Genomic DNA, 26,189 nt, shown 5'->3' with positions numbered 1-26,189 from the left:
GTCCAGCGCCCTTTTTGCACTTATAGCAATTTACCGGTCGCCCTTTTTGCCGAGGGCGGCAAAAGCGGGTTTCTTGCCCGCGCTCTTTTTCTTGCCAAACTGCAGCTTGGCGGTGAGAATCTTGTCGCTGGAAAAGAGGCGCACAGCTAAGAACATGCAGACAGCGAAGAAAACCACCTGATACCCCAGTCCAAAGAAGAAGAGGGGGTAGTTGCCGAACATCATGTTGGGGATGGCCATAAAGGTGTGGGTGAAGGGGATGGCGTAAACCAGGAACCGCGCCACCGCGGGCAGCCCGTTGACATCGGCCAGCAGGCAGATAAAATAGGGGATCATCACCATCACCATCACCGGCATGATGGCCGTCTGCGCCGCCTTGATGTCCTGCGCCAGGGAGCCCAGGAGGATGGAGATGGTCAGCGCCGTGAGGATGGTGGCAAACAGCTGCACCCCAATGAGGAGGTACTGCCCAGTGGAGAGGGCGAGGCCCAGTGCCTTCAGCACCTCGCCGGCGGCGTTCTGGCCGCCGCCCCCCATCAGCTTGCCCATGTAGCCCGAATAGCCCACCATGAACACCGCCGCGTTGAGGAGGGAGACCAGCCCCGCGGCAATCATCTTGGAGGAGAGGATGCTGGTGCGCTTGATGGGGGCCGAGAGGAGGGTCTCCAGGGTCTTGTCATTTTTCTCGTTGACGATGGTGGAGACCACCATCTGCGAGGCAAACATCAGCAGCAAGAAGACGATGATGGGGACCATCATGGTCTGGCTGCTGAGAAAGCCGGACACCGTGCCCGCCGACACCTGCTGGGTGTGTTCCCCCACGGCGGTGTAGTCCTCTGTCTGCACCGGCTCCAAAATGGGACCCGGGTCGGCGATGCCCGCCTTCTCCACCAGGGTGCGGGAGAGGATCGACCCCAGCTGCTGTATCACCTGGCTGTCCACCCCGGCGGAGATGTTGGCGGTGATGGCCGCGCTCTTGATCTCGCTGTACAGCTGAATCTTCTGGGCCACCGGCTTTTCGGCCAGAATGCCCGCGCCAAACCCCTCAGGGATGACGATGGCGCTCTGCCGGCCCTGCTCTCTCGCGTAGTCGATGGGGTTTTCGTAGGCCTTTGTGGTGCGGTGTACCACAAAGCCCGACTGCTCCAGCCCGCCCAACAGCGACCGGGTCAACTCGCTGTCGTCCAGATCGATAACGGCCACCTCGCCTGCATTTTTGGCGGCCTCCTCGGTGACCGAGCCCATAAAGTTGCCCAGCAGCACAAAGATGCCCGCACAGAGGACGATGGAGAGAACCGACTGCAGGGTAATCATCTCCCGCAGCTCTTTTTTCAAAAGGATCCAAAACTTTTTCATCGGCCGCTCACCGCCCTCTCAAATACCTCTTCCAGATTTTGCGCCTCATAGCGCTCCAGCAGCTCCTCGCAGTTGCCGGTGACATGGAGGACGCCCTTGTCGATGATCCCCACCCGGTCGGAGAGGAACTCGATCTCCAACATGTTGTGGCTGGAGAGGAGGAAGCTCATCCCCTCGGCGGCCAATCCCTTGATCATCCGCCGAATCTCCAGGGCGTTGATGATGTCCAGCCCGCTGGTGGGCTCGTCGAGGATGGCCAGGGCCGGGCGGGTCATCACCGCCCGGGAGAGCAGCAGTTTGCGGGTCATTCCCCGGGAATAGGTGCCGATCTTGTCGCCCAGCCGCTCGCCCAGGCCACAGCGCTCCACCGCGTATTCGACGCAGGCCTTGGCCCGCTCTCTGTCGGCCACAAACAGCCCCGCCATGAACTTGAGATACTCCATCCCGGTCATGGACTTGTAGGCCCCTGCCTCGTCTGGCAGGTAGGTAATGGCTTCCCGCACCTTCTCCGGCTCAGCGCGCAGGCTGTGTCCGGCCACCACTGCGTCCCCGTCGGTGGGGGTCAGCAGAGTGGCGATCATTCGAATGGTGGTGGTCTTGCCAGCCCCGTTGGGGCCGATGAGGGCAAAGACTTCGCCTTTGCCCACGTCAAAGCTGATGCCTTTGACCGCCTCTACCTGGCCGTACCGCTTTCGCAGTTGGCGCACTTCAAGTGTTTTCTCCATATGCTCTCCTTCTTCTCTTCCCCAACGGGGCAAATTGCAGCGGTTGCCTCCGGCGGCTTCCATCTGCGGATTTAGAGACAGTATAGCATATCCGCCCCCTGCGACGCCACCTTCAGTGCTGGTCAAACTTCCCCTTTAAGCCCTCTTTTTCTTATTTTTTTGCAAAGGGCGGGGGATGGGCGTATAATAGAGCCACCAAACCTTACATTTGGAGGAAAAGAGAATGAAAAAGGCACTTTGCACGGCCCTGGCCTGCCTACTGGCCCTGGGTCTTTTCGCCGGCTGCAACAGGGATGAGAGCGCGGTCACTGCGGGCGGCTCCATCTCCTCCGCCCAGATCGACCTGCGGCCGACCAATCCCCTCACCGGATTGCGCGTCGACGACGACTACTCCACCGCCCACCGGCCGGTGGGGGTGATGATCAACAACCTGAAGGCCGCCCTGCCCCAGTACGGGCTGGCGCAGGCCGACATCCTCTACGAGGTGGTGGCCGAAGGGGGGATCACCCGGTTGCTGGCCATCTACTCCGACCCGCGCCAGGTGCCCAAAATCGGCTCGGTGCGCTCGGCCCGGCCCGTCTACATCGAGCTGGCCACCGGCCACGACGCCACCCTCATCCACTACGGCACCAGCACCCAGGCCGACGCCCTGCTGCAGAAAAACAGCATCAAGACGGTGGACGGGATGGCCCTCTCCACCGTGGCCTTCTCCTTTGACGAGGAGCGGCACAAGACCTACTCGCGGGAGCACTGCACCTTCACCTCGGGCGAACTCATCCAAAAGGGGCTGGACAAAAAGTCCATCAGCCTTGCGGGCGCGCCCCGTTGCGGCTTTTCTTTCTGCGAGCAGTCCAAGTTCAGCAGCGACCTCTACGCCCCCAACTACGGCAAGGCCGACGAGGTCTCCTTTCCCTTCTCGGGGTATGTCAGCGATACCCTGCGCTACAACGCCGCCACCTGCAAATACGAAAAACACCAGTTCGGCCAGCCCCACATCGACGCCGCCACCGGCGAGACCCTCGCCTTTGACAACGCCCTGCTCCTCTACACCTCCATTCGGGTCATTGACCAGATCGGCCATGTGGATGTGGACCTTAGCAGCGGGACCGGCTACTACTTCACCCGCGGCCAGTACGAGCCCATCCGGTGGAAAAAGGGCGGGATCAACGACCCCCTCACCTTTGCCAAAGAGGACGGTTCGCCCCTGACCCTCAACGCCGGCAAGACCTACGTGGCCGTTGTCAGCGACAAAAACGAGTCCTCCCTCAACATCACCCCCGGCAAGGCAGAGGAGCCGGAAGCCAGTTCTTCCGCCACCTCCTCCCCGGCAGAATAATTGCCTCTTTCCCCGTTGCGCGGGGAAGAGCGGGGCATACTATCTCCAAAGGAAAAAAGGAGAGATGGTATGTCCCGTTTGCTTTCTGTCAACCACCTGACCAAAATCTACGGCTGCGGCCTCCGGGAGGTTCGCGCCCTCTGGGATGTCAACTTTGCCCTGGAAGAGGGGTCTTTCACCGCTGTGCTGGGGGAGGCCGGCTCCGGTAAATCCGCCCTGCTGGACATTCTAGGCGGCCTGGAGGCCCCCACCCACGGCCGCTATCAGTTTCGGGGGGAAGAGGTGACCCGGATGGGGGAGTGCTGCCTGGCCCGGCTGCGGGGAGAGATGGGCTTTGCCCTGCAGTGGGCCCCTCTGGAAAAGGGGGCCAGCCTGCTGGAGGATGTCTCCCACCCCCTGGTGAGCCGGGGCATCCCCACCGCCCAGCGGCGGGAGATGGCCCTGCGGGCCCTCGCCAAAGTCGGGCTTGAGGGGCGCGCCGGCAGCCTGCCGGACAGCCTGAACGACAGCCAGCTGCGGCGGGCTGTCATCGCCCGGGCCATCGCCGCCGGGCCCTCTCTGCTGCTGGTGGAGGAGCCGGGGGAGAGCCACACCGACGTCCACACCGATGTGGGGGCGGTCCTTCGCCAGCTGGGGAGAGAGGGGCTCTCCATTCTCCTCTTCACCCGCGACAAACAGCTGGCCGCCTGCGCCCCCCGGCAGCTCCTGCTGCAGAGGGGGCGGCTGGTGGGCGACCTGGCCACCCCTCCGCAGCGCGGTGTCCGGCTGGCCTGATCGGCCTGCAAACAGCGATAAAAAAAGGGCCATCAGGCCCTTTTTTTGCGCCCGGCTGCCGCCGGGCAAAAGGCGCACCCGCCGGTTTGGCGGGTGTGCCCCTGCCCCCTCTTCACTCAATCCAAAAAGTAGACGTCCAGCGCCCGCTTGCCGTGGGCACAGCTCTGGGCATAGGTGGCGTAGAGCAGGTCAAAATCCACCCGTCCCTCCTTCATGGCCGAGCCGGTCTCGCCGGCAATGGCGTACCCGTAGACAAAGGAGCCGTCGCTGGAGACGATATACATCCGTGTCCCATAGGGGATTTTGGCTGGGTCCACCGCAACGATGCCGGGTACCGGCTTGCGCCCGCTGGCCGTTCCCTGGCCGGGCTTGACGCTGTAGCCGGTGGTGATGGCCCCCTTCATTACCCGGGAGTAGGAGAGGGGGATACCGTCGTCGCCGATGGGCACATCGCCAAAGCGCAGCGTCGAGATCATGGCCCGCTCCTTGCCCTTGAGCACCACCTCGTCTACCGGTTCCACCGTGACCTCCTCGGCCACCACCTGGGGCTCGCCTTCGGGCACCCCGTCCACCAAGCGGGTGCGGGTGGTCACCACTTTCTCCCCGTTTTGCCCCTCCGACTGCAACTGGGTGCGCCCCGGCCCCAGGAGAGAGGTCTCCTCGTACTGGGTGCCGTAGGGCACCTCTTCGGTGTGCTGGGCCTCGGCATAGGTCACCCGAGAGATAGAGATGACCGTTCCCGCCTCCACCAGCTCACCCCGGGCAGGGGCAACTACATCTTCCTCCCCCAAGGGGATACCGGCGGTCTCCAGCACGCTGCGAACGGTGGCCCCAGTGGTCCAGACCACCGTCTCGCCCCCCTCGGCCTGTACCGCCACTGGAAATGCCCTCTGGATGGTGATCTTCTGCAGCCCCCCTGCTGCGTGGGATTTGGCGGTCACCAGATCGCCGGGCCCCACCGAGATGCCCTGCTTTTGCAAAATCGACTCAGGGGCGCTGCCCACACAGAGGATGGCAGTGGTGCGGCTGCTGTCCGAGACCAAGACCACATCGGTCTTTGCGGTGACGAGGGTCGAGACAATCAGCAGCGCCAACAAGAGGCTGGCACAGAACAGCGCCCGGCTGCTCTGCCCCACCCGCTTTATAATCATTCGTGCATTCTGTATCATAGATTCTCCTTTACCAAAGCAAATTGCTTCCTTTGCCAAAGTACGTCCTAGTATACCCGAAGGCCATTTTCCCAGTCAAACCGGGCTTTTGGTCGTTTCAGAAGGAAAAATCCCCTCACCTGGAAGGATTCCCAATTAGCACCCCTATCATTCTCGTTTGCTCTGTCATGGTCCGTTTTTCTCTGTAACCCTTTTGTAACATTTGTCGCAAAAACGCGATTGTTAAGCCATTTTAAAAGAGTAAATCAGCTTCTGTCGAGCGATTTTTACTCCTCTTTAAAGGCCTGTCCTCTCTCCTTATCTCTCTCAAATTATCCTAACAGGATATTTTCGTATTTATAGTACTTTTTGTTTTATTTTGTGCGGCTCTGTTTTTTGCATTCAATATATTAGAATAATTATTCACTTTGTTTCTGTTCCACAGGCACAAAAAATCAGCACAGGCCCATTGCCTGTGCTGATCGGTAGCGGAGAAAAACCTATCTCTTGGAGAACTGGGGGGCGCGACGGGCGGCTTTGAGGCCGTACTTTTTGCGCTCTTTCATTCTGGGGTCGCGAGTCAGGAACCCGGCCTTCTTCAGGTCGCCGCGCAGCTCGGCGTCGAACAGGAGAAGGGCGCGGGACAGGCCGTGGCGGATGGCGCCAGCCTGGCCGGAGACGCCGCCGCCGGAGACGGTGCAGACGATGTCAAACTTGCCTTCCAGACCGGTGAGGGCCAGGGGCTGCTTGACGATGACCTTCAGGGTCTCCAGGCCAAAGTAGTCGTCGATGTCGCGGCCGTTGATGGTGATCTTGCCGGTGCCGTTGTCGTAGACGCGCACTCTTGCAACCGAATTCTTTCTTCTGCCGGTGCCGTAGTAGTAGGGAGTTTTATCGTACATGGATGCGTTCCTCCTTGTTAACCGTTGTAAGCTTCAGGCTTCTGAGACTGGTGCTTGTGTGCGTCGCCCTTGTAGACGCGCAGGCGGGTCATGGCCGCGCGGCCGATGGTGGTGTCGGGAACCATCCCCTTGACCGCCAGGGTCATGGCGCGGTCAGAGTGGGCCTTCATAAAGGTGCGGTAGTTGACCTCTTTCAGGCCGCCGACCCAGCCGCTGTGGTGGCGGTAGAATTTCTGATCCAGCTTGTTGCCGGTGAGGATCGCTTTGTCGCTGTTGATGATGATCACGTGGTCACCGCAATCGACATGGGGGGCAAAGGTGACTTTGTTCTTCCCTCTAAGCAGGTTGGCGGCAATGGCGGCAGTGCGGCCCATCGGTTTGCCAGCCGCGTCGATTACATACCATTTGCGGGTGATCTCGGCGGGTTTCGGCATGGTAGTAGACATGGTCTTTCCTCCTGAATTTTGGTTTCATTCGCTTGTATGAAATGGCCAATCGGCCGGTTACACAAACGTGCAAGTATCATTATATCCACCTGCACCAGCGCTGTCAACACCAAAATTCGATTTTTTCAATCTGCATCTACGCGCCTTCTATTTTCACGCTCAATCTCTGTTATTCTCCCAATTACAAAGTCTCTATTTTACTTTTCACGGCAGTTTCAGCGGGGGGATCGGCCCGGTCAAAGGGCGTGCAGCGGCAAAGGGGGACCCTTTCCCTTTTGCCCCTCTAAAAAACCGCTCTTTTCAGCTCCCTGCTCCACCGCGAAAAAAACCACTAGGAAAACAGCGCCCCAGGCCTTATAATAGGAAGCGCCCGCCGGGAAGGACACCGCTTCCTGCGCCGGCAAACCGAAACAGAGGGAGGCGCGCTCATGCAAAAACTCATGGGGGCAATGCGCAAGGCCATTCAGGATTACGGGATGCTGGCCGACGGCGACCGGGTGGCCGTCGGGGTGTCCGGCGGCAAGGACTCGCTGGCCCTGTTGGCCGGGTTGGCCGGGCTGCGCGATTATATCGGCATCGACTACCAGGTGGTGGGGATCACCATCGACATGGGCAACCCCAAGGTTCCCACCCCTGATTGGGGCAGGGTCGAGGGCTTCTGCCGCGACCTGGGGGTGCCTTACCAGGTCAAGCGCACCGAGATCGGAGACATCATCTTTAACCTGCGGCAGGAGAAAAACCCCTGTTCCCTCTGCGCGCGGATGCGGCGCGGTTCCCTCCACGACGCGGCCAAAGCCGCCGGCTGCAACAAGGTGGCCCTGGGCCACCACAAGGACGACGCGGTGGAGACCTTTTTTATGAACCTCTTCAACGAGGGGCGGCTGGGCTGTTTTCAGCCGGTGACCTATCTCTCCCGCAAAGACCTCACCGTCATCCGCCCCCTGGTGCTGGCCGACGAATTCCTGGTGGGGTCGGCGGCGCGGCGGCTGGACTTCCCAGTGGTCAAGAGCAGCTGCCCGGTGGACGGCCACACCAACCGCGAGCGGATGAAGGAGTACATCCGCCAGCGGGAGCGGCAGGATCACGGCTTCAAGGATCGCATCTTCGGCGCCATCTGCCGGGCCCATCTGGATGGATTTTGATCTCCCCCGGCAGGCGGATATTCCGGTAAAAAAAGCAAAAAAGGGCGGCCCCGCGGAAAACACCGCATGGGCCGCCCTCTTTGTCCTTCCTTTTAAGGGGAAGTCGCCGCGTTCGTTGCCTCCCTCTTTCACGCCAGGGGCGAAGGGGAGGGCTAGGCCTCCTCTGGGGCGACCTTTTTGCCCACCATGTAGATCCAGCTGTGGGGGTGACAGACCGCATAGGTCCAGTAGCCGATGACCACCCCGTCAAAGGGGGCGATCAGCCGATCCACCTCCTGGCCGAACACATCGGTGATAATGGAGAGGGTATCCCCCGCCTTGACCTCGTCCATGGCCTTCTTCACCGGGGTGTGGATGCCGCCGTTGCGGTTGTAGAGGTAGTCAATATCCACGTAGAGGACGTCCTCGGTCTTCTTGGCTTCCCCCTCTAAGATGCCGAAGTAGCGAAGCACGTTGCAGATGCCGGCCTGGATCATGGCCTTGTGCTCCTCCCGCTGGAACATCCGCGTGCACTGGCCGCCGATCTCCGGGGTGATGGCGGGGATGCCCATCTCGTAGGCACATTCGTCCATAATCCCGCTGCCGGCCTTGTAGCCGGTGTTTTTCCACAGCACCTTAAAACCAAACACCTCCGCCATCTCTTTGGATGTCTTGGCGGTCTGATCGCCTTCGCCGCAGTAGAGGACCACCGGCTCCAGGTACTCGTAGTTCCCGCCGCCGTGGAGGGTAATCAGGGCGTCGCAGTGCTTGAGGATGGTCTCGCAGTAGAAGTGGCTCAGATAGTTGGTGATGGAGCCCTTGGGGCTGCCGGGGTAGATGCGGTTGAGATCCTGGGGCACATACTCGGTGGCATTGAAGCGGCACATCTGGGCAAAGGCCTCCAGGTTGACCGCCGGCACCCCGATAAAGTTGCCCTTCATCTCGCTGACATCCAAGTCCTGAAAGGTCTTGATGATCCCCTCGGTGCCCTCGTACTCGTCGCCGTGGTTGCAGCCATCTGCCAGCACGGTGGGCCCGTCCTGCGCCCCCACCGCCAGCATCACCGGCAGGGTGATCCAGGCGCCGTTGGGGCGCTGGGCCACCCGAATCATCCCCCACTCTTTGGTTCCCTTATGGGTCAACTTTTCCTGCAGGTCAAAGGTCTCGTACTCCAAAGCGTTCATTGCTGTTCCTCCTTTATCACCGCCGCGCGGCGTGTATCTCTATCGTCTCTCCCTTTGCGCCGGCTGGCGCCGGTGCAGAGGGGCCTTCGGCGTCGCTGTCACCGGCGCAGGTGCTCCAAATAGGAGATCAGGTCGTTCAACTGGGCCACCAGCCGGTTTTGCTGGCGGCGAAAAGCGGTCAGGGCAAAGAGAAAATCTTCCGGCGGGGTCTCCTCCCGCCGTATCCCCTGGCAAATCCGCAGGCCGGGCAGCCGGCCCACCGCAAAGGTGTTGTCGAAGTGGTAGGGGTCGCAGGCGGTGTAGAGCAGCAGGTTCAGCCGCCCGTACACCCGCTTGGCCTGGCGGTCATTTAGGGGAGGCGCTGCCGTCAGAGCCCGGCGCAGCTCCACCAGGGCCGCCCGGGTCGGCGCCAGGTCAAAGGCCGGGTCACAGTCGGCGGACAGCTCCTCCACCGCCCCCTCAAAGAGGGGGAGCAGGAACGAGGCATCCAGGGGCAGCGCCCGGCTTTGGGCCAAAACCAGCACGGTGTCCAGGGCGATCTCCCCATCCCGGCAGAGCAGGTCAAAATCAGCCTTGTCCCACAGGTCCTGGTCGCTGTGCCACCACCAGCCCCCGCCGCAGCCGGCGCAGTCCCACCGGCCCTTGTCGGGCGGAGCCTGGCAGTAGTCAAAGTGCAGGTGGACCGGCAGATCGGCCCCGAAAAAGGAGAGATCGGCCCCCCGGGAGAGCTTGGAAAAGGCCACCTCCTGCTGCCCGGTGTGGCGCCGAACCACCTGGGCCAGGGCGGGATAAGCCCCCCCCGCCTCCGACAGGCCCACTTCCAGGGCGTTTTTCGAGCCGGGAGAGTCGATGTTCATCAGGCCCACACAGTGCTGCCGCAACTGCTCAAAGTGGGTGTCGCAGTACCAGGTGCTGCCGGCGTACCGCCCGTTGGAGTGTCCCGGCCACCAGGCGATCTTCACCCCCCGCTTCAAGGGGGCCATTCCCGCCAGGACCCGCGCCAGCTCCAGGGCCAGCACATTGCCGGTGCCGTTGTCGGTGACCCCCTGGTGCCAGGAGTCCAGGTGGTTGCCCACCAGCACAAAGGAATCACCATCCCCGGGGATCTCCGCCACCGGAAAGACTGCCTGTCCCAGTTTCCACTCCACCCGGGTGTAGAGGGTAGCGCGGCGCTCCGGGTTGAGACCTGGCCGCAGCCCGGCAAAGAGGCGGATCCCATCGGATTTGGTCACCCCCGCCACCGGCAGGTTTTGGGGTAGGGTGTGGCAGTTGTCCGGCTGGGGGGTGCCCCAGACCGGGCAAACCGTCTCGTTGTGCAGCACCTCTTCATCAGACGTCCAGGCGTGAATGAGGCCCGCCGCACCGTAGCGAATCAGCTTCTGCACGTAGTCCTCGTAAAAGTTATCTGCCAGGACAATGGCTCCGCGGGCGCCCCTGTACCACTCCTCCTCTGCCAAAAGGCCCTGGCGGGCGTGGGCGCGGGTGTCGTAAAAGACGGGGGCTGTTCGCCCCTGGGGGCAGTCGGCTGAGAAGGAGCGGGGGAGGGCGGCAGCCTGCAGCGGCCCGCCCGGGGCCGCCACCTCCACCCGGGCGGACACCGGGTTGGAGAGATAGAGGGGCAGGGAATGGAGGGTGCAATCGATCCCCCACCCCGCCAGCTGGTCGGCGATCCACCTGGCGGCCCGGTCAAAGTCGGGTTCCCCGGTCAGCCGCACAAGGGGCGCCAGCGCCCCCAAGTCCGCCTCCATCCGCTCTCGGGAAAGCCGCCCCCTCACGCCAACAGCTCCCGATGGACGTGCTGAACGGCCTGCAGGGTCTCCGGCTCCTGGATCAGGCGGCAACCGGCGGCAGCCAGGGCGGAGGCGCCCTCTACAATGCCCTGGTAGTTGGCAGGCTGGGTGCCCGCTTCCACCCACTGGGCCGAGTGGGCCGGCCAGTCCTGGTCGATGGTTTTGACCCGCAAACAGCAGCTGGGCACCTGGTTGGTAACGGCCCCAAAGTCGGTGGAACCGGGGTTCCCCCGGGGGGGCATGATGTCGGCACAGCCCAGATCCCGGGCGCAATCCAGCACCAGCTCCGACAGGAGGGGGTTGATGACGGTGTTGGCCAACCTGGCCACCGGAGTTATCTTGCAGGTGGTCTCGGTGGCCATCGCGGCCGCCTCCACCACCTTGTGAGCCCGCCGGCACAACTCGTCCAGGTAACCGATCTGGGTGGCCCGCAACTCCACCTTGACCTTGGCGTAAGGGGCGATGGAGTTGACCGCCTGACCGCCGTCAAGGACGATGTTGTTCATCCGCACCCCGTCGCACACGTGGCCCCGCAACAGGGCCAGGCCGGTCTGCAACAGGGTCACTGCATCCACCGCACTGCGCCCTTTTTCGGGGGCAATGCCCGCGTGAGAAGCGGTGCCAAAATACTCCACATCAAACTCGATCAGGGCTAGGGAGGGGGTGTCGATCTGGGTATAACGCCCCCCGTGAACCATCAGGGCCACATCCAAGCTGGAAAACGCGCCCTGCTCCGCCATCACCGTCTTGCCGCCCTCCAGACTCTCCTCGGCTGGGGTTCCCTGCACCGTCAGCCGGTAGGGGAGGGTTTCCCCCAGGGCGGCGCGGATGGCCAGGGCGGCGCCGATGATGGCCGGCCCCTGCATGTGGTGGGCGCAGCCGTGTCCCTGCCCCGCCAACGCGTCGTACTCGCAGAGAAGCCCGATATTGGGCCCCCCGGCTGCAATCCCGCCCGCCGCTTCCCAAACGGCCTCAAACGCGGTGTCCAAACCGGCAAAGGGCGACTGTACCGCAAATCCCTGAGCTTCTAAATAACTGCACAGGGCCCGGCAGGAACGGTGCTCTTCAAACCCGATCTCCGCCCATTGGTGGATCTGGTCGCTAAGGGCGTTTAACTCTGACGCCACCCGCTTCACCTCTCCGCCAATGGCTCTGTACAGTTGATCTCTCTCCATTTCGCTCATCTCCTTCAAACAGGCGCAGGCTATTATACGCAGGATGTCGGCAGCGGGGCCTCGCCCTGCATCCTTTCCCATTATACATAGTTCTGCATATTTTTTCAATCCCTTTTTTTGAGCCAACCACTCCCGCTGAAAAGGAGACTCTATATTCCCTCTTCCCTGTTGGGCAGTTACTTTTCTTTCCTATCCAGTGGCACCGAGGGAACTCCCCCTTGACCTTTGCTCCAAAAAGACCCGCTTTCAAAACTCCAGAGCGAATAATAATAACAAATTTCTGAATATATATTGCATCTTTCCATTTTCTTCGGTATAATGGGTCTCACGAGTAAGTGGACGGCCTCTCCGGCTGCCCTTTTCTGTGAGATGAAAAAAGAGGAGTGCTACCATGGCAAACAACGCGGCGCAAACGCCCAAAAAGAAAAAGAAGTGGGGGATGCCCCACACCTACATCATCCTGTTCGGGATCGTGCTCATCGTCAGCCTGCTGACCTATGTGATCCCCGCCGGCCAGTTTGAGCGGGTGGAGGACCCGGACTCTGGCCGTTCCCTCATCGTCGCCGGCTCCTACCAGGAGGTGGAGTCCTCGCCGGTGTCCCCCCTGTCCATCCCCCTCAAGTTTGTACAGACCCTCTCCAAGCCGGAGATCAGTGAGATCATTTTCTTCATCTTCATCATCGGCGGCGCCTTTGAGCTGATCATGCGCACCGGGATGATCGCCGCCTTCTGCGGCAAGTTGGGGCGTGCTTTCCGGGGCAAAGAAAAACTAATCATCCCCATCTTTGTGGCCCTCTTTGCCACCGGCGGCTTTACCATGGGGATGTCGGTGGAGGTGCTGGTCTTTGTCCCCATCGGCATCGCCGTGGCCAAGGCGGTGGGGTACGATGCCATCACCGGCACCTCCATGATCGCCATGGGTTCCATCGTCGGCTTTACAGCAGGTATCTACAACCCCTTTAATGTGGGGGTCGCCCAATCCATTGCCGGCATCCCCCTCTTCTCCGGGGCCTGGTACCGCTGGATCATCCTAATTGTTCTGGTCATTGCCACCAGCCTCTACATCATCCACTACGCCGAAAAGGTGAAGCGGGACCCGTCGAAGAACATCCTCAACGGGGTCGACATGGGTGACAGCGGCGCCGATGTGGAGATTCCCGAAGTCAACTTCCGCCACGTGTTGATTCTCCTCACCGTTGTGGCCGGCTTTGCCCTGCTCATCTACGGCGTCTCCTCGCTTGGATGGTTCATCGCCGAAATGGCGGTCATCTTCCTGGTGATGGGGGTCGTCTGCGGGCTGTTGGCTGGCTTTGGCCCCAACAAGGTGTGCGACATCTTTGTGGAGGGTGCCGGCTCCATCGCCTATGGCGCCCTGATTATCGGCGTGGCCGGCACCATTCAGACCGTCATGGCCGACGGCTTGATCATCGACACCATCATCAATGCCTTTGCCCAGGCCATCATGGCTCTGCCCAAAGCCGTTCAGGTGTTGGGGATGTACTGCATGCAGACCATCATCAACCTACCCATCAACTCGGGCACCGGACAGGCGGCCGCCACCATGCCCATCATGGCGCCGGTGGGCGATCTGGTGGGGGTCTCCCGCCAGACCACCGTTCTGGCCTTCCAGCTGGGCGACGGGTTTACCAACGCGATCTTCCCCACCTCGTCCACCATGCTGGGCTTCTTGGCAGCTTCTAAAATCCCCTATGCCAAGTGGTTGAAGTACGTGCTGCCGCTGATGGCGATCCTCTTTGTGTTGGGCGGTATCTTCGTAATGGTAGCCCCGGCGATTGGATACTGATCCCATCCATCCCCCTGCATCAACAAAAAATCCCCGTTGCCCTTTTGGCAGCGGGGATTTTTTTGCCGCCCGCACCCGGGGAAAGGGGGCATTCCCCCTGAGCAGGGGGCGAGACCGGCCCGCTTTCCCCAAAAGGGAAGAAGGAAAGGGCAACGACCCCCTTCCCTTCGGATCACATATGGGATACAGGGGGCTTCTCCCCCTCGACTTGGAGCAGCGAAAATTGGTGTTTGCAAAAGTCAATTAGCCCATCCCGTCGCATCCTCGACAGCTCCCGAGAAAGGGCGCTGCGCTCCACATGCAGATAGTCGGCCATGGCCGCCCGATCCAGGGGCAGAGAGACGGTATTGCTCCCCGCCCGCGCTGCCTCCCGGCGCAGGTAGGCCAATACCTTCTCCCGCACTGTCGGGCGGAGCAGGCAGTCGATCCGCTCGTGGAGCAGCAAACCCTTCTCCGCCGCGACCCCCACGTAGTTGTACAGCAGCCTGTCCGCACCGGGGCAGCCCTTCTGGCAGCCGGCAACCAGTCCCGCAAAGGGAAGGTGCAGTGTCTCCGCCTCCTCGACGGCCCGCACCGTCACCGGGCTCGGCCTTCCCGGCCTGGCCGCCAGGAGGATGCCGATGGCGTCCCCCGGCTTTAAAAGCGCCAGGATGACCGACCGGCCCTGGGTGTCCTCCTTCACTGCCTGGGCCCGCCCCGACAGCAGCAGCCCGAAGGAGGAGACGCCCTCCCCCTCGCCCAAAATCCGCGCCCCCGCAGGGTAGCGCCGGGAAACTGCCCCCACCCCCTGCAGGAGGACAGCGATCTCTCCCTCCTCGACCCCCGCAAACAATTCGGTGTCCGCCAGTGCGATCCCCATCTTTTGCCCCCCTTTCGTTGCGTGTGCAACATATCTTCACTCGCCATTGTAGTACAATGGGCTTCAAAAGGACAGACCCGCAATGAATTGGAGGTATTCTCAATGGACAAGGCTATTATCCGCATCACCCGAACCGCCCTCTTCACCGCCCTGTTGGTGTCTCTGCAGGCTGCGACCCTGCCCTTCGGCAGCACCCTCGTCACCGGCTCGGTGGTCAATCTGCTGCTGATTCTCGCCGCCCTCTTTCTGGACCTGCCCGCCGCGGCGGCGGTGGGCCTTCTCTCCCCGGCGGTGGCCAAATTTCTCGGCATCGGCCCCCTGTGGTCCCTCATCCCCTTTATCGCCCTCGGAAACCTGGTGTTGATCTCTGTCTGGCGGGCGGTGATCCGCCGGTGGGGCCAGGGCTGGCGCGCACTGGGCGCGGCGGCCCTCCTCGCCGCGCCCGCCAAGACCGCCGCCCTCTATCTGGGCATTGTACAGTTCGCCGTCCCCACCCTTCTGCGGCTGCCGCTCCAGCAGGCGTCAGCGGTCTCCGCCCTCTTCTCCCTGCCCCAGTTGGTCACCGCCCTGGTGGGCGGTGCGGCGGCTGTGGCCCTCTTTCCCGCCCTTCGCCTGGCCGTCCCCGAACCGCCCTCGCGCGGCTGACCCGGCGAGACCCCGCAAAAAAGCGGCGAAAGCCCCAGTCTGCCGCCTGGGACTTTGCCGCCCAAAGAGGGGAGGGAAGGGTTCAGAAAACAGGTCGTTTCCGCTTCCTGTCCCCTTCCTTGCCCAAGCCTCCGTCAGTCCCTTTTTGCCCCTTTTAAAGGAGGGGCTTTCGCCGCCCCCGTGCGGTAGATGGGCAGGTCCCGGGTGGGCATTCCCTTGAGGAACTTCCAAAACAGCACACAGGCCATTGCCGCCAGGGCGCACCAGACCACCCAGGGCAGGTAACGCAGGGCAGGGGATTCCGCCAGGTCGTAGAGGTAGCCCGAAAGGAAGTTTCCCAGCACCGTGCCCGCCGCCAGTGAGGTTCCCTGAAAACCGTAATAGGCCCCCACCTTTCCCGGCTCGGCAAAGTCGGTCACCTGCATATTGCGCACCGGCTGGTAGATCATCTGGCCCAGGGTAAAGATGACCGTCCCCACGTAGAGGGCGGGGAGAGCGGGTACAAAGCCCATGATCGCCAGCCCCACCCCGTAGAGGATGTTGGCCAGGGCCAGCGATTCGTTGGCGTGTAGGTGCTGCTTACACCACTTGACCAGGGGCAGCTGCACCGCCACCCCGATGACCGAGGCCAGGGTGTAGATAAAGCCCACATAGGCATAGTTGGGGTCAATGGCCTTGATCCGGGTGGGGATGGTCAGGTCCTTCTGGCTCATGAGGCCGGTGGTGATGGCGGTGATCAGCAAAAAGAGGATATAGGTCTTGTTTTTCAGGCAGGTGCGCACCGTCTCCATGGCGCTGGTCTGGGCGGGAGCAGCCCCGTTTTTTTCGGCAGCCTTTAAGTCGGGGAGGAGAAAAATCGAAAGGGCGATGGTCAGGGCAAAGACCCCGGCCGAGACGATACAGACCCAGCGAAACCCCATCACCATCAAAAAGGTGCCCACGGCGGGGCCGACAATGTTGCCGCAGTTGTTGAGCATCTCCCGCATGGAGAAGAGGGAGGTGCGGTTTTGATCGTTTGCCAGCAGGTCGTAGTAGGAGTAGCAGGAGGGAACAAACAGCGCGCCCCCCAACCCCACAAAGAAACTGGATAGAAAAAACCCCCAAAAGTCGCCCATGAACCCGCAGAGGAAGAGGCCGAACATCCGGATGGCGGCGCCGATGACCATGGCCCGCTTGCAGCCGATCTTATCGCCCACCGCCCCCAGGAAGATGCTGGTCAAATCCTGTCCCAAAAACCGCACCCCGGTGATGTAGCCCACCATGGCCGTGGCCATTCCCAGCCCGTTGACCAGGTAGTTGTTGAGAATGGGGATCAACATAAAAAAGCCGATGCCCATCACCAAGGTGTTGGCGTGCATCAGCAAAACGACGACCTTGTACCGCTTTTCACCCACTGCTTCCACTCCCTTTTCTGCCTCGCTTGCTTCTCTAAACTTGTATTAATTATAGCACAAGACGATCTTTTCTCCTAGGGGACAGAAACCACAAATCCTGTATTGTTTTTCATACAAGATGTGGAGAAAGTGCTGTCCACAGAGAAAAGGGGAAGAACGGGGGAGAACGGGGGCAAAGAGCGAGGGTCCCGGCACGGCTGCTGGGACCCTCGCTCTTTTCAGCTCTTCTATTTGATGATGTGAATTTGTCCCACCAGGGGCAGCTCTCTGGCCTGCCCCTGAGCGGCGTAGATGATCCCCATAATGGAGAGCACCAGGGTGAAAATCCCCACAGCACCCAGGGCAAGGCTGCCAAGGATTCGCACCAGGGGGATAAAGTGGAACACCTTTTGCAGGATGCCGCCGGCCACCCCGATGATAAAGAGCACCAACCCTTGGTTGACGTGAAACTTGGTGTAGGGCGACTGCGGGTACACCAACAGGGGTACAAAGAAGAGAACGCCCAGGTAGGACATCCAGGCCAGGCTTTTGGTCTGATTGACATCGGCAGGGGAAAATTGCTGATTCATAGCGGGATACCGCCCTTTCTCACAGTTGTCGCCCCGGGGACGGGGCCAAAACACTGTCACCAGTATAGCACTTTGTCCCCCTTTTGACAAATCTGTTTTGGCTGTATATTTCCCCTTTTTTGCCTGTTGGATGGGGGACAGCAAAAGAGGGCGCCCCTGCGGGGACACCCTCTCGTCGCTTTTTTCCCTTTGCTTACAGCCCGCGCTTCACATAGGTGGTGTGCAGGATGTGGTGGGCCTTCTCGCTGCCCGGCTCGCCCAGGTAGCTCTCATAGACCTCCTTGATGACGGGGTTGTCGTGGGACTTGCGGATGGCCTTGGCCTCGTCGGCGTCGTAGAGGGCCTTGGCGCGCAGAGCCTTCAGGTCCACGTTGTTGCGGACCGAGGCGTGCTGCACCGGCTGGCCGCCACCGTTGACGCAGCCGCCGGGGCAGCCCATGATCTCGATGAAGTGGTACTGCTTCTCGCCCGACTGCACCTTTTTCAGCAGCTCGTCGGCGTTCTTGGTGCCCGAGGCAACCGCCACGTTGATGTCCATCCCGGCCACGTGGTAGGTGGCCTCTTTGATGCCCGCAGTGCCGCGGACTTCCTGGAAGGTGACATCGGCCAGGGCCTCGCCGGTCAGGGTTTCGACGGCGGTGCGCAGGGCCGCCTCCATCACGCCGCCGGTGGCGCCAAAGATGACGCCGGCGCCGGTGGACTCGCCCAGGGGGTTGTCAAAGGCCTCGTCGGGCAGCAGGGTGAAGTTGAGGCCGGCGCGCTCGATCATCCGGGCCAGCTCGCGGGTGGTGAGGGCCACGTCCACGTCGGGAACCCCCGCTGCGGCCTGGTCATCCCGGCCCACCTCAAACTTTTTGGCGGTGCAGGGCATGATGCTCACCACAAAGATGTTCTTCGGGTCCAGCCCCTCCTTCTCGGCGTACCAGGTCTTGGTGATGGCGCCGAACATCTGCTGGGGGGATTTGCAGGAGGACAGGTTCTCGATCATCTCAGGGTAATAGTGCTCGCAGAACTTGATCCAGCCGGGGGAGCAGGAGGTGATCAGGGGCAGTTTGCCGCCGTTTTTCACCCGGTCGAGGAACTCGTGGGCCTCTTCCATGATGGTGAGGTCGGCGGAGAAGTCGGTGTCAAAGACCCGGTCAAAGCCCAGGCGGCGCAGGGCGGCCACCATCTTGCCCTCCACATTGGTGCCGATGGGCATCCCGAACGCCTCGCCCAGGGTGGCGCGGATGGAGGGGGCGGTGTTGACGATGACGGTCTTCTCGGGGTCGGCCAGGGCCTGCCAGACCAGGTCGGTCTGGTCCTTCTCGGCGATGGCGCCGGTGGGGCAGGCCACGATGCACTGCCCGCAGGAGATGCAGGAGGTGTCGCCCAGGTTCAGGTCAAAGGCACAGCCGATGTGGCTTTCAAAGCCGCGGTCGTTGGGTCCGATGACCCCGACTTTCTGCATCTGGCAGGCAGCCACGCAGCGGCGGCAGAGGATGCACTTGGAGTTGTCGCGGTACATGTGGGCGGCCGAATCGTCGATGTCGTACTCGACATTCTCGCCGTCGTAGTAGCTCTCGTCCTCCACGCCCAGGTCTTTGCAGAGCTTCTGCAGCTCACAGTTGCCGCTGCGCACGCAGGAGAGGCAGGCGCGCTTGTGGGTCGAGAGGATCAGCTGCAGGGTCTTTTTGCGGGAGTCCAGCACCTTGGGGGTGTTGGTGTAGACCTCCATCCCCTCATTGACCGGGGCGCAGCAGGAGGCCACCAGGGTGCGGGCGCCCTTAACTTCCACCACGCAGATGCGGCAGGCGCCGATCTCGTTGATCTCTTTGAGGTAGCACAGGGTCGGCACCTGGATGCCGGCGAGGCGGCAGGCTTCCAAAACGGTGGCGTCTTTCGGCACCGACAGGGGCATGCCGTTGATTTTAATGTTCACGTTTTCCACTGTTTGCACACTCCTTCACTACTGAATGGAAATGGCGCCAAATTTGCACTTCTCGATGCAAGCGCCGCACTTCAAGCACTTCTGCGGGTCGATGACATGGGGCTGCTTGACCGAACCGGTAATGGCGTCGGCCGGGCAGTTGCGGGCGCAGAGGGTGCAGCCTTTGCACTTCTCGGGGTCGATGGTGTAGGTGAGGAGGGCTTTGCAGACGCCGGCGGGGCACTTTTTGTCCACGATGTGGGCCACGTACTCATCCCGGAAGTAGCGCAGGGTGGAGAGCACCGGGTTGGGGGCGGTCTGCCCCAGGCCGCAGAGGGCGTTGTCCTTTATGTAGTAGCAGAGCTCCTCGATCTTGTCCAGGTCCTCCATGGTGGCCTGGCCCTTGGTGATCTTGGTCAGCAGTTCCAGCAGCCGCTTGGTGCCCACCCGGCAGGGGGTGCACTTGCCGCAGGACTCATCCACCGTAAACTCCAGGAAGAACTTGGCGATGTCCACCATGCAGGTGTCCTCGTCCATGACGATCAGGCCGCCGGAGCCCATCATGGAGCCGATCTCGATCAGGTTGTCGTAGTCGATGGCCACGTCGAAGTGCTGGGAGGGGATACAGCCGCCGGAGGGGCCGCCGGTCTGGGCGGCCTTGAACTTCTTGCCGCCGGGGATGCCGCCGCCGATCTCCTCGACGATGGTGCGCAGGGTGGTGCCCATGGGGACTTCCACCAGGCCGGTGTTGTTGATCTTGCCGCCCAGGGCAAAGACCTTGGTGCCCTTGGAGCGCTCGGTCCCCATGGAGGCGAACCAGTCGGCCCCGTTGAGGATGATCTGGGCGATGTTGGCGTAGGTCTCCACGTTATTTAAGAGGGTGGGCTTGTCAAAGATGCCCTTTTGTGCCGGGAAGGGGGGACGGGGGCGGGGCTCGCCGCGCTTGCCCTCGACCGAGCGCATCAGCGCAGTCTCCTCGCCGCAGACAAAAGCGCCAGCGCCCAGGCGGATCTCCAGGTCAAAGCAGAAGTCGGTGCCAAAGATATTTTTGCCCAGCAGGCCGTACTCGCGGGCCTGATCGATGGCGATCTGCAGCCGCTTGACGGCGATGGGGTACTCAGCCCGCACGTAGATGAAGCCGTGGTCGGCCCCGGTGGCGTAGGCGGCGATGGCCATGGCCTCCAGCAGGGCATGGGGGTCGCCCTCCAGCACCGAACGATCCATAAACGCGCCCGGGTCGCCCTCGTCGGCGTTGCAGGCCACGTATTTCTGGTCGGCGTGGTACATGGCGGCCAGCTCCCACTTTCTGCCGGTGGGGAAGCCGGCGCCGCCGCGGCCCCGCAGGCCAGAGCGCTTGATCTCCTCAATGACCTGTTCGGGGGTCATCTCGGTGAGGGCCTTGCCCAGGGCCTGGTAGCCGTCCATGGCGATGTACTCTTCAATGTTTTCGGGGTTGATGACACCGCAGTTGCGCAGGGCCACCCGCTTTTGCTGTTTGTAGAAGTTGGTGTCGTTGAGGGAGATGACCCCGGTGTCGGTCACCGTCTCGTCGTAGAGCAGCCGCTGGACCGGACGGCCCTTCAGCAGGTGCTCCTCGACGATCTCGGCCACGTCGGAGACCTGAACCCGGCTGTAAAAGGAGCCCTCGGGGTAGATGATGACGATGGGGCCCAGGGCGCACAGGCCGAAGCAGCCGGTGCGGACGATCTTCACCTCGTCTTGCAAGTCGGCCTTGGCGACCTCTTGCTCAAATACTTTGCTGATCTCATCGCTGCCGGAGGAGGTGCACCCAGTACCCCCGCAGATTAGAACTTGGGAACGAAACATCCTTCTTTCCTCCTCACTTATTTCGCGCTGGCGCCGATGGTGTATTCCTTGACCACGTTGCCGCCCACGATGTGCTCTTCCACCACGCGGGCCGCCTTCTCAGCTGTCATCTTCACATAGGTGACCTTCTGCTCGCCGGGGACAAAGACCTCCACCACCGGCTCGTACTGGCAGATGCCGATGCAGCCGGTCTGGGAGACCATCACGTCCTGGGTGAGGCCGCGCTTGGCCACCTCTTCGGCAAAGGCGGTGAGCACCGGGCGGGCGCCCGCGGCAATGCCGCAGGTGGCCATCCCGACCACGATCCGCTTGCAGTTTTTATCCTCTTCGCGCAGACCGATGCTGCCCTTCATCTTCTCTTTGATGGCCTGCAGTTCCGCTAAACTTTTCATTCGTAAGCACCTCCGCTTATCTCTTCCGTATTCTCACGGATATAGTCCCGTATAAACGCCTGTACATCCGGCGCCGAGAGGGGAACCCCCTCTAACACCGCTCGAAACTCCCGGCTGTCGGCCGTAAAGGAGCGGCCGTCCACCCTGTGGGTGTAGACAAAGTCGGTCCCCTCGGACACCATCACCAAGCTGCAGTAGGTGGCGGCCATGTCGCCCAGGGGCATGCGGTCCACATGGTCCCACTGAAAGGTGGCCTCCACCGCCGTCCCCTCGCCGGGGGCGGAGCGGATGGAGAACTGCCCCCCCGCCATCTCGCTGGCCATTTTGAAAAAGGGGACGCCCAGCCCCACCTTGCGGGTGGTGCGGGTGGTGTAAAAGGGGTCGACGACCCGCTCGAGCGTCGCCTCATCCATTCCGCAGCCGTTGTCGATGACGGCGATGCGCATCCTGTTTTCCGCCCGGTCGATCTCGATCTCAATGCGCACCAGGTCGGCCCCCGCCTTGATGGAGTTCTGGGCGATGTCGAGGATGTTGAGAGAGAGTTCCTGCACCTTACCGGGCCTGGTAGTCGGCGAGGATGCCGTCGATGTCGTCGGGTACCAGGCGGCCGTACACCTCGTCGTTGACGGTCATGACCGGAGCCAGACCGCAGGCGCCCACGCAGCGGCAGGCCTCCAGAGAGAAGCGGCCGTCGGGGGTGCACTCGCCGGAGGAGATGCCCAGGGTGCGGCTGAGCTTGTCGAACACGTCGCCCGAGCCCTTGACGTAGCAAGCGGTGCCCAGGCAGACAGAGATTTTGTATCTGCCCTTGGGGTTGAGGGAGAACTGTGCGTAGAAGGAGACAACGCCGTAGACCTCTTCCAGCGGCACGCCCATCTTCTCGGCGATGATCTTTTGCACTTCAATGGGCAGGTATCCGTAAATATCCTGCGCCTGCTGGAGAACCGAGATCAGCGCGCCCTGGGTGTCCTTGTGGGCGGCGATGACTTCCAGCAGCTTTTGCTCCTGTTCTTTGGTGCCGTTAAACGGCACCGGCGAAATTTTGTTGGCCATCAATCGTACCTCCTATGAATGATCCCCAAAAGAATTGGTAAATGCGCCGTTTGACGCAGACCATTAGCTCTAAAAATTATAGCAAACTCCCGGTTTCAAATCCACCAAAACCGGCAAATCCTGGCAATTTTCTGAAATTTTGACGGAACCATCAATTTTTAAAATGGAATTTGGTTGTTTTGCTAATAAGAATCCGTTTCCAAATTGGCGCGCAATGGCTTATCATAGAAGGTATCAAGCGGGCGGCGCGCCCCCTCCTCCGGGGGAGGGGAGCCGGGCCTCCGCCCTTTTACAGGGAGGGAACAGCCTTGACCATTGCCGAGATTCAAACCATATTAAACGCCGACTTTATCTGCGGGGAGGAGTGGCGCGACCACGAGGTGCAGACCGCCTGCGGCAGCGACATGATGAGCGACGTGCTGGCCTTTGTCAAAAACCAGTCGGTCCTCCTCACCGGGCTCGTCAACCCCCAGGTGATCCGCACCGCCGAGATGATGGACATGGTCTGTGTCGTCTTTGTGCGTGGGAAGGTGCCCGACAGCGCCATGATCGCCCTGGCCCAGCAGCGGGAGATCGCCCTGCTCACCACCCCGGAGCGGATGTTCACCGCCTGTGGCAAACTGTACGCTGCCGGCCTGGGCGGCGGGGTAAAAGCCTGACGGTTTTCCCCGGCCCCTTAAAACCGGCTCCAGCCTCCACTTCCGGCCTGCGGCTCGCCCCAGATCCAGGGGCTGGGGGGAAGGCCCGATCCTCTTTTCCCAGCCGGCAGGCCTTCCTGCCGGCCAGCGGCGCATCTGCCGTACACCCCGCCGCCGGCGGCTATTATCACAACAAGAGAGGTACACGGACATGGCAGCACTGCTGACCCTTCACTACGACGTGCCGGGGGACGACTTCACCCGGGCGGGAGAAGCCTCTTCCGACGTGAAGAAAAAACTCAAGGCCCTGGGGGTCGACCCCGAGGCCATTCGCAAGGTGGCCATCGCCATGTACGAGGGCGAGATCAACATGGTCATCCACGCCCACGGGGGAACGGTCACCGTCACGGTGGAGCCCGACCACATCCAGATGGTTCTGGCCGACACCGGCCCCGGCATCCCCAACGTGGAGCTGGCCATGACCGAGGGGTACTCCACCGCCCCGGACGAGGTGCGCAACCTGGGCTTCGGCGCCGGCATGGGGCTGCCCAACATGAAAAAGTACACCGACGACATCCACATCGACACCGAGCTGGGGGTGGGCACCACCGTCTACATGACGGTGCAGATCTGACCCTCGCCCACAGCCCCTTTTGCCGATTCAGCACATCAGGAGAGGAGGCGCCTTTATGGCCGAAGCATTCTACCACTCGGTCTCCCTGGACCCGGAGAAGTGCCGCGGGTGCATCAACTGCATCAAGCGCTGCCCCACCGAGGCCATCCGGGTACACAAGGGAAAGGCCCACATCATCAAGGAGCAGTGTATCGACTGCGGCGAGTGCATCCGCATCTGCCCACACCACGCCAAACAGGCCACCTATGACTCGCTCTCCGCGCTGCAAAGCGCCCCTTACAGGTACAAGATCGCCCTGCCGCCCCCGGCCCTCTTCGCCCAGTTCAACAACTTAAGCGACATGGACATTGTGGCCGGTGCCCTGCTGCGCCTGGGTTTTGACGGGGTGTTCGAGGTCTCCCGCGCCGCCGAACTCGTCAGTGACGCCACCCGGCGGATCATGAAGTACGGCGACATCAAAAAGCCGGTCATCTCCTCGGCCTGCCCGGCGGTGACACGGCTCATCCGGGTGCGCTTTCCCCAGCTCGTCAGCCACGTGCTCCCCCTCAACGCCCCGGTGGAGGTGGCCGCACGGATGGCCAAGCGGGAGGCATCTGAAAAGACCGGCATCCCCGAGGAGGAGATCTGCACCGCCTTTATCTCCCCCTGCCCGGCCAAGGTCACCGCCGCCAAGTCCCCCATTGGGGTGGAGCGCAGCGCAGTGGACTACGTGTTGGCCATCAAGGACCTCTACCCGGCTCTGCTGGAGCAGATGACCGAGGAGGGCAATCCCTCCGTCATCTCCACCGGCCGCATTGGGGTGGGCTGGGGCAGCAGCGGGGGGGAGGCCTCGGCCCTCCTCTCGGACAGCTACCTGGCCGCCGACGGCATTGAAAATGTCATCCGGGTGTTGGAGGACATGGAGGACGAGAAATTCGACCGCCTGGACTTTGTCGAGCTCAACGCCTGTTCCGGCGGCTGCGTGGGCGGGGTGCTCACGGTGGAAAACCCCTATGTGGCCAAGACCAAACTGGCCCGGCTGCGCAAGTATCTGCCGGTTGCCTGCAACCGGCTCACCACCCCCATCCCCGACAGCTTTCGCTGGGAGAAGGAGCTCACCTACGAGCCGGTGATGCGGCTGGACCCCGACCTTGCGGTGGCCCTGGAGAAGATGGAGAAGATCGAGGCTTTTGCCGCCTCCCTTCCGGGGCTGGACTGTGGCTCCTGCGGGGCCCCCTCCTGCCGAGCCTTTGCCGAGGACGTGGTGCGGGGCTTCGCCCAAGAGGGGGACTGCATCTTCCGGATGCGGGAGGAACTGGAGGAGTACGAGAGCGGCGAGATGAAGAGCTTCGTCCCCCTCCCCTTTAGAAAGGAGGACCACTCGTGAAACTGACCACCCAAGAACTGCTGTCCTGTCCCTCGTTCTCCCCAGTCTGTGGGGGGGAGGAGGCGCGGCCGGTGGAGGGCATCTACTGCTGTGACCTGTTGAGTTTGGTGATGGGGCGCGCCAAGGCCGGCGACTGCTGGGTCACCGTCATGGGCAACATCAACGCGGTGGCAGTGGCCACCCTGGCCGATGCCGCCTGCATCCTCTTGGCCGAGGGGATGTCCTTTGACCCCGCCGCGGTGGAGCGGGCCCGCCAGCAGGGAATCGCCCTATTTCGGACCGAACTGCCGGTCTACGAGGCGGCCCGTCTGGTGGAGCAGCTGGGCGGCGGTCTCTGATGGGCCGCTTCTCCGCCCCCGCCTACAAGTACGACCTGCACCTGCACAGTTGTCTCTCCCCCTGCGGGGACAACGAGATGACCCCCGCCACCCTGGTGGGGATGGCCAAGGCGCTGGGGCTGGACTTCATCGCCCTCACCGACCACAACAGCTCCCTCAACTGCCCGGCCGCCCTCGAGGCCGGGCGGTTTTACCAGATACCAGTTTTGCCGGGGATGGAGCTCTGCACCGCGGAAGAGGTGCACGTGGTCTGTCTCTTCCCCACCCTTGAGGCCGCCCTCGCCTTCGGGGAAGAGGTCTATGCCGCCCTTCCCGCCATTCAAAACGACCCCGCCATCTTCGGCGACCAGCTGGTGATGGACACCGAGGATCAGGTCGTCGGACGGGTGGACAAACTGCTCATCAACGCCTGCTCCATCCCCCTTTCCCAGGTGCCCGGACGGGTGGCGTCAGGGGGCGGCGTCTGTTGGCCCGCCCACCTGGACAAGGGGGCCAACAGCCTGGTGAGCAACCTGGGGATCATGAGCGGGGACATGGGCTTTCCCATCGGCGAGTTCGCCCGCATCGAACGGGCGGGGCAGATGATCGCCGACGGGCTGGTGCCCGCCGACATCAAAGCCATCACCAATTCCGACGCCCATTACCTCAAGGACATCAAGGACCCCCCGCAGGGGGAGTACCTGCCCGGCGAGATCCGCGCTCTGCTGGAGATCGCCACCGGATAATCAGACCCAAACGCACGTTTAAAATATGCCTTTCGCGATCTTTCCCGAAACAAGGCTCCCCACGGTTAGGCCGTTTGTT

At 62.0% G+C, this 26,189-nt stretch carries 26 protein-coding genes; 10 read left to right on the top strand and 16 right to left on the bottom strand.

Annotated features, from left to right (window positions below):
- Positions 1-30: 30 nt before the first annotated feature.
- On the bottom strand, positions 31-1,356 hold the full coding sequence (locus tag HJY11_RS04525; RefSeq protein WP_208074813.1) for an ABC transporter permease: 1,326 nt from the start codon (positions 1,354-1,356) through the stop codon (positions 31-33).
- The gene (locus HJY11_RS04520; protein ID WP_208074812.1) at positions 1,353-2,081 is read right to left on the bottom strand and encodes an ABC transporter ATP-binding protein; all 729 of its coding nucleotides are present in this window, start codon (positions 2,079-2,081) and stop codon (positions 1,353-1,355) included. Before HJY11_RS04520 ends, HJY11_RS04525 begins: the two co-directional genes overlap by 4 nt.
- Before the next feature lie 223 nt (positions 2,082-2,304).
- Between HJY11_RS04520 and HJY11_RS04515 the strand changes: the two genes are divergently transcribed.
- Both HJY11_RS04515 and HJY11_RS04510 read left to right on the top strand, forming a co-directional pair.
- A complete protein-coding gene (locus HJY11_RS04515; RefSeq protein WP_208074811.1) occupies positions 2,305-3,417 on the top strand; it encodes a DUF3048 domain-containing protein in 1,113 nt (370 codons plus the stop codon).
- A gap of 69 nt (positions 3,418-3,486) precedes the next feature.
- On the top strand, positions 3,487-4,191 hold the full coding sequence (locus tag HJY11_RS04510; protein ID WP_208074810.1) for an ATP-binding cassette domain-containing protein: 705 nt from the start codon (positions 3,487-3,489) through the stop codon (positions 4,189-4,191).
- Positions 4,192-4,307: 116 nt separating this feature from the next.
- Here the strand turns inward: HJY11_RS04510 and HJY11_RS04505 are convergent, their stop codons facing one another.
- From HJY11_RS04505 to rplM, 3 genes are all read right to left on the bottom strand, one after another.
- Positions 4,308-5,360, bottom strand: a complete 1,053-nt coding sequence (locus HJY11_RS04505; RefSeq protein WP_208074806.1) for a 3D domain-containing protein — start codon at positions 5,358-5,360, stop codon at positions 4,308-4,310.
- Positions 5,361-5,839: 479 nt separating this feature from the next.
- Positions 5,840-6,241 carry a 30S ribosomal protein S9 gene (gene rpsI / locus HJY11_RS04500; protein WP_021659011.1) on the bottom strand — a complete coding sequence of 134 codons (402 nt, stop codon included), beginning with the start codon at positions 6,239-6,241 and terminating at the stop codon, positions 5,840-5,842.
- Between the two features lie 17 nt (positions 6,242-6,258).
- A complete protein-coding gene (gene rplM, locus HJY11_RS04495; protein ID WP_044992274.1) occupies positions 6,259-6,687 on the bottom strand; it encodes a 50S ribosomal protein L13 in 429 nt (142 codons plus the stop codon).
- Positions 6,688-7,115: 428 nt separating this feature from the next.
- Between rplM and HJY11_RS04490 the strand changes: the two genes are divergently transcribed.
- The gene (locus HJY11_RS04490; protein ID WP_208074805.1) at positions 7,116-7,829 is read left to right on the top strand and encodes a tRNA 2-thiocytidine biosynthesis TtcA family protein; all 714 of its coding nucleotides are present in this window, start codon (positions 7,116-7,118) and stop codon (positions 7,827-7,829) included.
- Positions 7,830-7,981: 152 nt separating this feature from the next.
- Here HJY11_RS04490 and HJY11_RS04485 read toward each other — a convergent pair whose 3' ends face one another.
- From HJY11_RS04485 to HJY11_RS04475, 3 genes are all read right to left on the bottom strand, one after another.
- Positions 7,982-8,992, bottom strand: coding sequence for a succinylglutamate desuccinylase/aspartoacylase family protein (locus HJY11_RS04485; protein WP_208074804.1), 1,011 nt, complete (start codon positions 8,990-8,992; stop codon positions 7,982-7,984).
- 98 nt (positions 8,993-9,090) lie between these two features.
- Positions 9,091-10,767, bottom strand: a complete 1,677-nt coding sequence (locus tag HJY11_RS04480; RefSeq protein ID WP_208074802.1) for a M28 family peptidase — start codon at positions 10,765-10,767, stop codon at positions 9,091-9,093.
- Entirely contained in the window at positions 10,764-11,957 is a 1,194-nt protein-coding gene (locus HJY11_RS04475) for a M20 family metallopeptidase (RefSeq protein WP_208074801.1), read from the bottom strand. The genes HJY11_RS04480 and HJY11_RS04475 overlap by 4 nt, the downstream gene beginning before the upstream one ends.
- 391 nt (positions 11,958-12,348) lie before the next feature.
- On the opposite strand from HJY11_RS04475, the gene HJY11_RS04470 reads away from it, so the two are divergent.
- On the top strand, positions 12,349-13,761 hold the full coding sequence (locus HJY11_RS04470; protein ID WP_208074800.1) for a YfcC family protein: 1,413 nt from the start codon (positions 12,349-12,351) through the stop codon (positions 13,759-13,761).
- A 172-nt stretch (positions 13,762-13,933) separates the two neighbouring features.
- Here the strand turns inward: HJY11_RS04470 and HJY11_RS04465 are convergent, their stop codons facing one another.
- Positions 13,934-14,620 carry a Crp/Fnr family transcriptional regulator gene (locus HJY11_RS04465; protein WP_208074798.1) on the bottom strand — a complete coding sequence of 229 codons (687 nt, stop codon included), beginning with the start codon at positions 14,618-14,620 and terminating at the stop codon, positions 13,934-13,936.
- 102 nt (positions 14,621-14,722) lie between these two features.
- Between HJY11_RS04465 and HJY11_RS04460 the strand changes: the two genes are divergently transcribed.
- Entirely contained in the window at positions 14,723-15,265 is a 543-nt protein-coding gene (locus tag HJY11_RS04460) for a hypothetical protein (protein ID WP_208074797.1), read from the top strand.
- 134 nt (positions 15,266-15,399) lie between these two features.
- Here the strand turns inward: HJY11_RS04460 and HJY11_RS04455 are convergent, their stop codons facing one another.
- From HJY11_RS04455 to HJY11_RS04425, 7 genes are all read right to left on the bottom strand, one after another.
- Positions 15,400-16,668 carry an MDR family MFS transporter gene (locus tag HJY11_RS04455; RefSeq protein ID WP_208074796.1) on the bottom strand — a complete coding sequence of 423 codons (1,269 nt, stop codon included), beginning with the start codon at positions 16,666-16,668 and terminating at the stop codon, positions 15,400-15,402.
- 218 nt (positions 16,669-16,886) lie between these two features.
- The gene (locus HJY11_RS04450; protein WP_208074795.1) at positions 16,887-17,228 is read right to left on the bottom strand and encodes a hypothetical protein; all 342 of its coding nucleotides are present in this window, start codon (positions 17,226-17,228) and stop codon (positions 16,887-16,889) included.
- A gap of 193 nt (positions 17,229-17,421) precedes the next feature.
- A complete protein-coding gene (locus HJY11_RS04445) occupies positions 17,422-19,158 on the bottom strand; it encodes an NADH-dependent [FeFe] hydrogenase, group A6 (RefSeq protein WP_208074794.1) in 1,737 nt (578 codons plus the stop codon).
- An 18-nt stretch (positions 19,159-19,176) separates the two neighbouring features.
- Positions 19,177-20,964, bottom strand: a complete 1,788-nt coding sequence (nuoF, locus tag HJY11_RS04440) for an NADH-quinone oxidoreductase subunit NuoF (RefSeq protein WP_208074793.1) — start codon at positions 20,962-20,964, stop codon at positions 19,177-19,179.
- A 17-nt stretch (positions 20,965-20,981) separates the two neighbouring features.
- Complete coding sequence (locus tag HJY11_RS04435; protein WP_208074792.1) at positions 20,982-21,356, bottom strand: (2Fe-2S) ferredoxin domain-containing protein; 375 nt, start codon at positions 21,354-21,356, stop codon at positions 20,982-20,984.
- Positions 21,353-21,907: an ATP-binding protein gene (locus HJY11_RS04430; protein ID WP_208074791.1), complete on the bottom strand. Its 555-nt coding sequence runs from the start codon at positions 21,905-21,907 to the stop codon at positions 21,353-21,355. Before HJY11_RS04430 ends, HJY11_RS04435 begins: the two co-directional genes overlap by 4 nt.
- A 1-nt stretch (position 21,908) precedes the next feature.
- A complete protein-coding gene (locus HJY11_RS04425; RefSeq protein WP_208074790.1) occupies positions 21,909-22,409 on the bottom strand; it encodes an NADH-quinone oxidoreductase subunit NuoE family protein in 501 nt (166 codons plus the stop codon).
- A gap of 308 nt (positions 22,410-22,717) precedes the next feature.
- On the opposite strand from HJY11_RS04425, the gene HJY11_RS04420 reads away from it, so the two are divergent.
- From HJY11_RS04420 to HJY11_RS04400, 5 genes are all read left to right on the top strand, one after another.
- A complete protein-coding gene (locus HJY11_RS04420) occupies positions 22,718-23,068 on the top strand; it encodes a DRTGG domain-containing protein (RefSeq protein WP_208074789.1) in 351 nt (116 codons plus the stop codon).
- A gap of 190 nt (positions 23,069-23,258) precedes the next feature.
- Complete coding sequence (locus HJY11_RS04415) at positions 23,259-23,681, top strand: ATP-binding protein (protein WP_208074788.1); 423 nt, start codon at positions 23,259-23,261, stop codon at positions 23,679-23,681.
- 55 nt (positions 23,682-23,736) lie between these two features.
- Positions 23,737-25,047 carry a [Fe-Fe] hydrogenase large subunit C-terminal domain-containing protein gene (locus tag HJY11_RS04410; protein WP_208074787.1) on the top strand — a complete coding sequence of 437 codons (1,311 nt, stop codon included), beginning with the start codon at positions 23,737-23,739 and terminating at the stop codon, positions 25,045-25,047.
- Complete coding sequence (locus HJY11_RS04405) at positions 25,044-25,385, top strand: hypothetical protein (RefSeq protein WP_368041539.1); 342 nt, start codon at positions 25,044-25,046, stop codon at positions 25,383-25,385. Before HJY11_RS04410 ends, HJY11_RS04405 begins: the two co-directional genes overlap by 4 nt.
- Positions 25,385-26,110 (top strand): PHP domain-containing protein, encoded by a 726-nt coding sequence (locus HJY11_RS04400; RefSeq protein WP_208074786.1) that lies wholly within the window; start codon positions 25,385-25,387, stop codon positions 26,108-26,110. Before HJY11_RS04405 ends, HJY11_RS04400 begins: the two co-directional genes overlap by 1 nt.
- Positions 26,111-26,189: the final 79 nt, after the last annotated feature.

It is taken from the genome of Bittarella massiliensis (ex Durand et al. 2017), from assembly GCF_017566145.1.
GTDB classification, from domain to species: Bacteria; Bacillota; Clostridia; order Oscillospirales; family Ruminococcaceae; genus Bittarella; species Bittarella massiliensis_A.
Note: the sequence above shows the minus strand (reverse complement) of the source record. Positions and strands in the feature narration are given on the sequence as shown.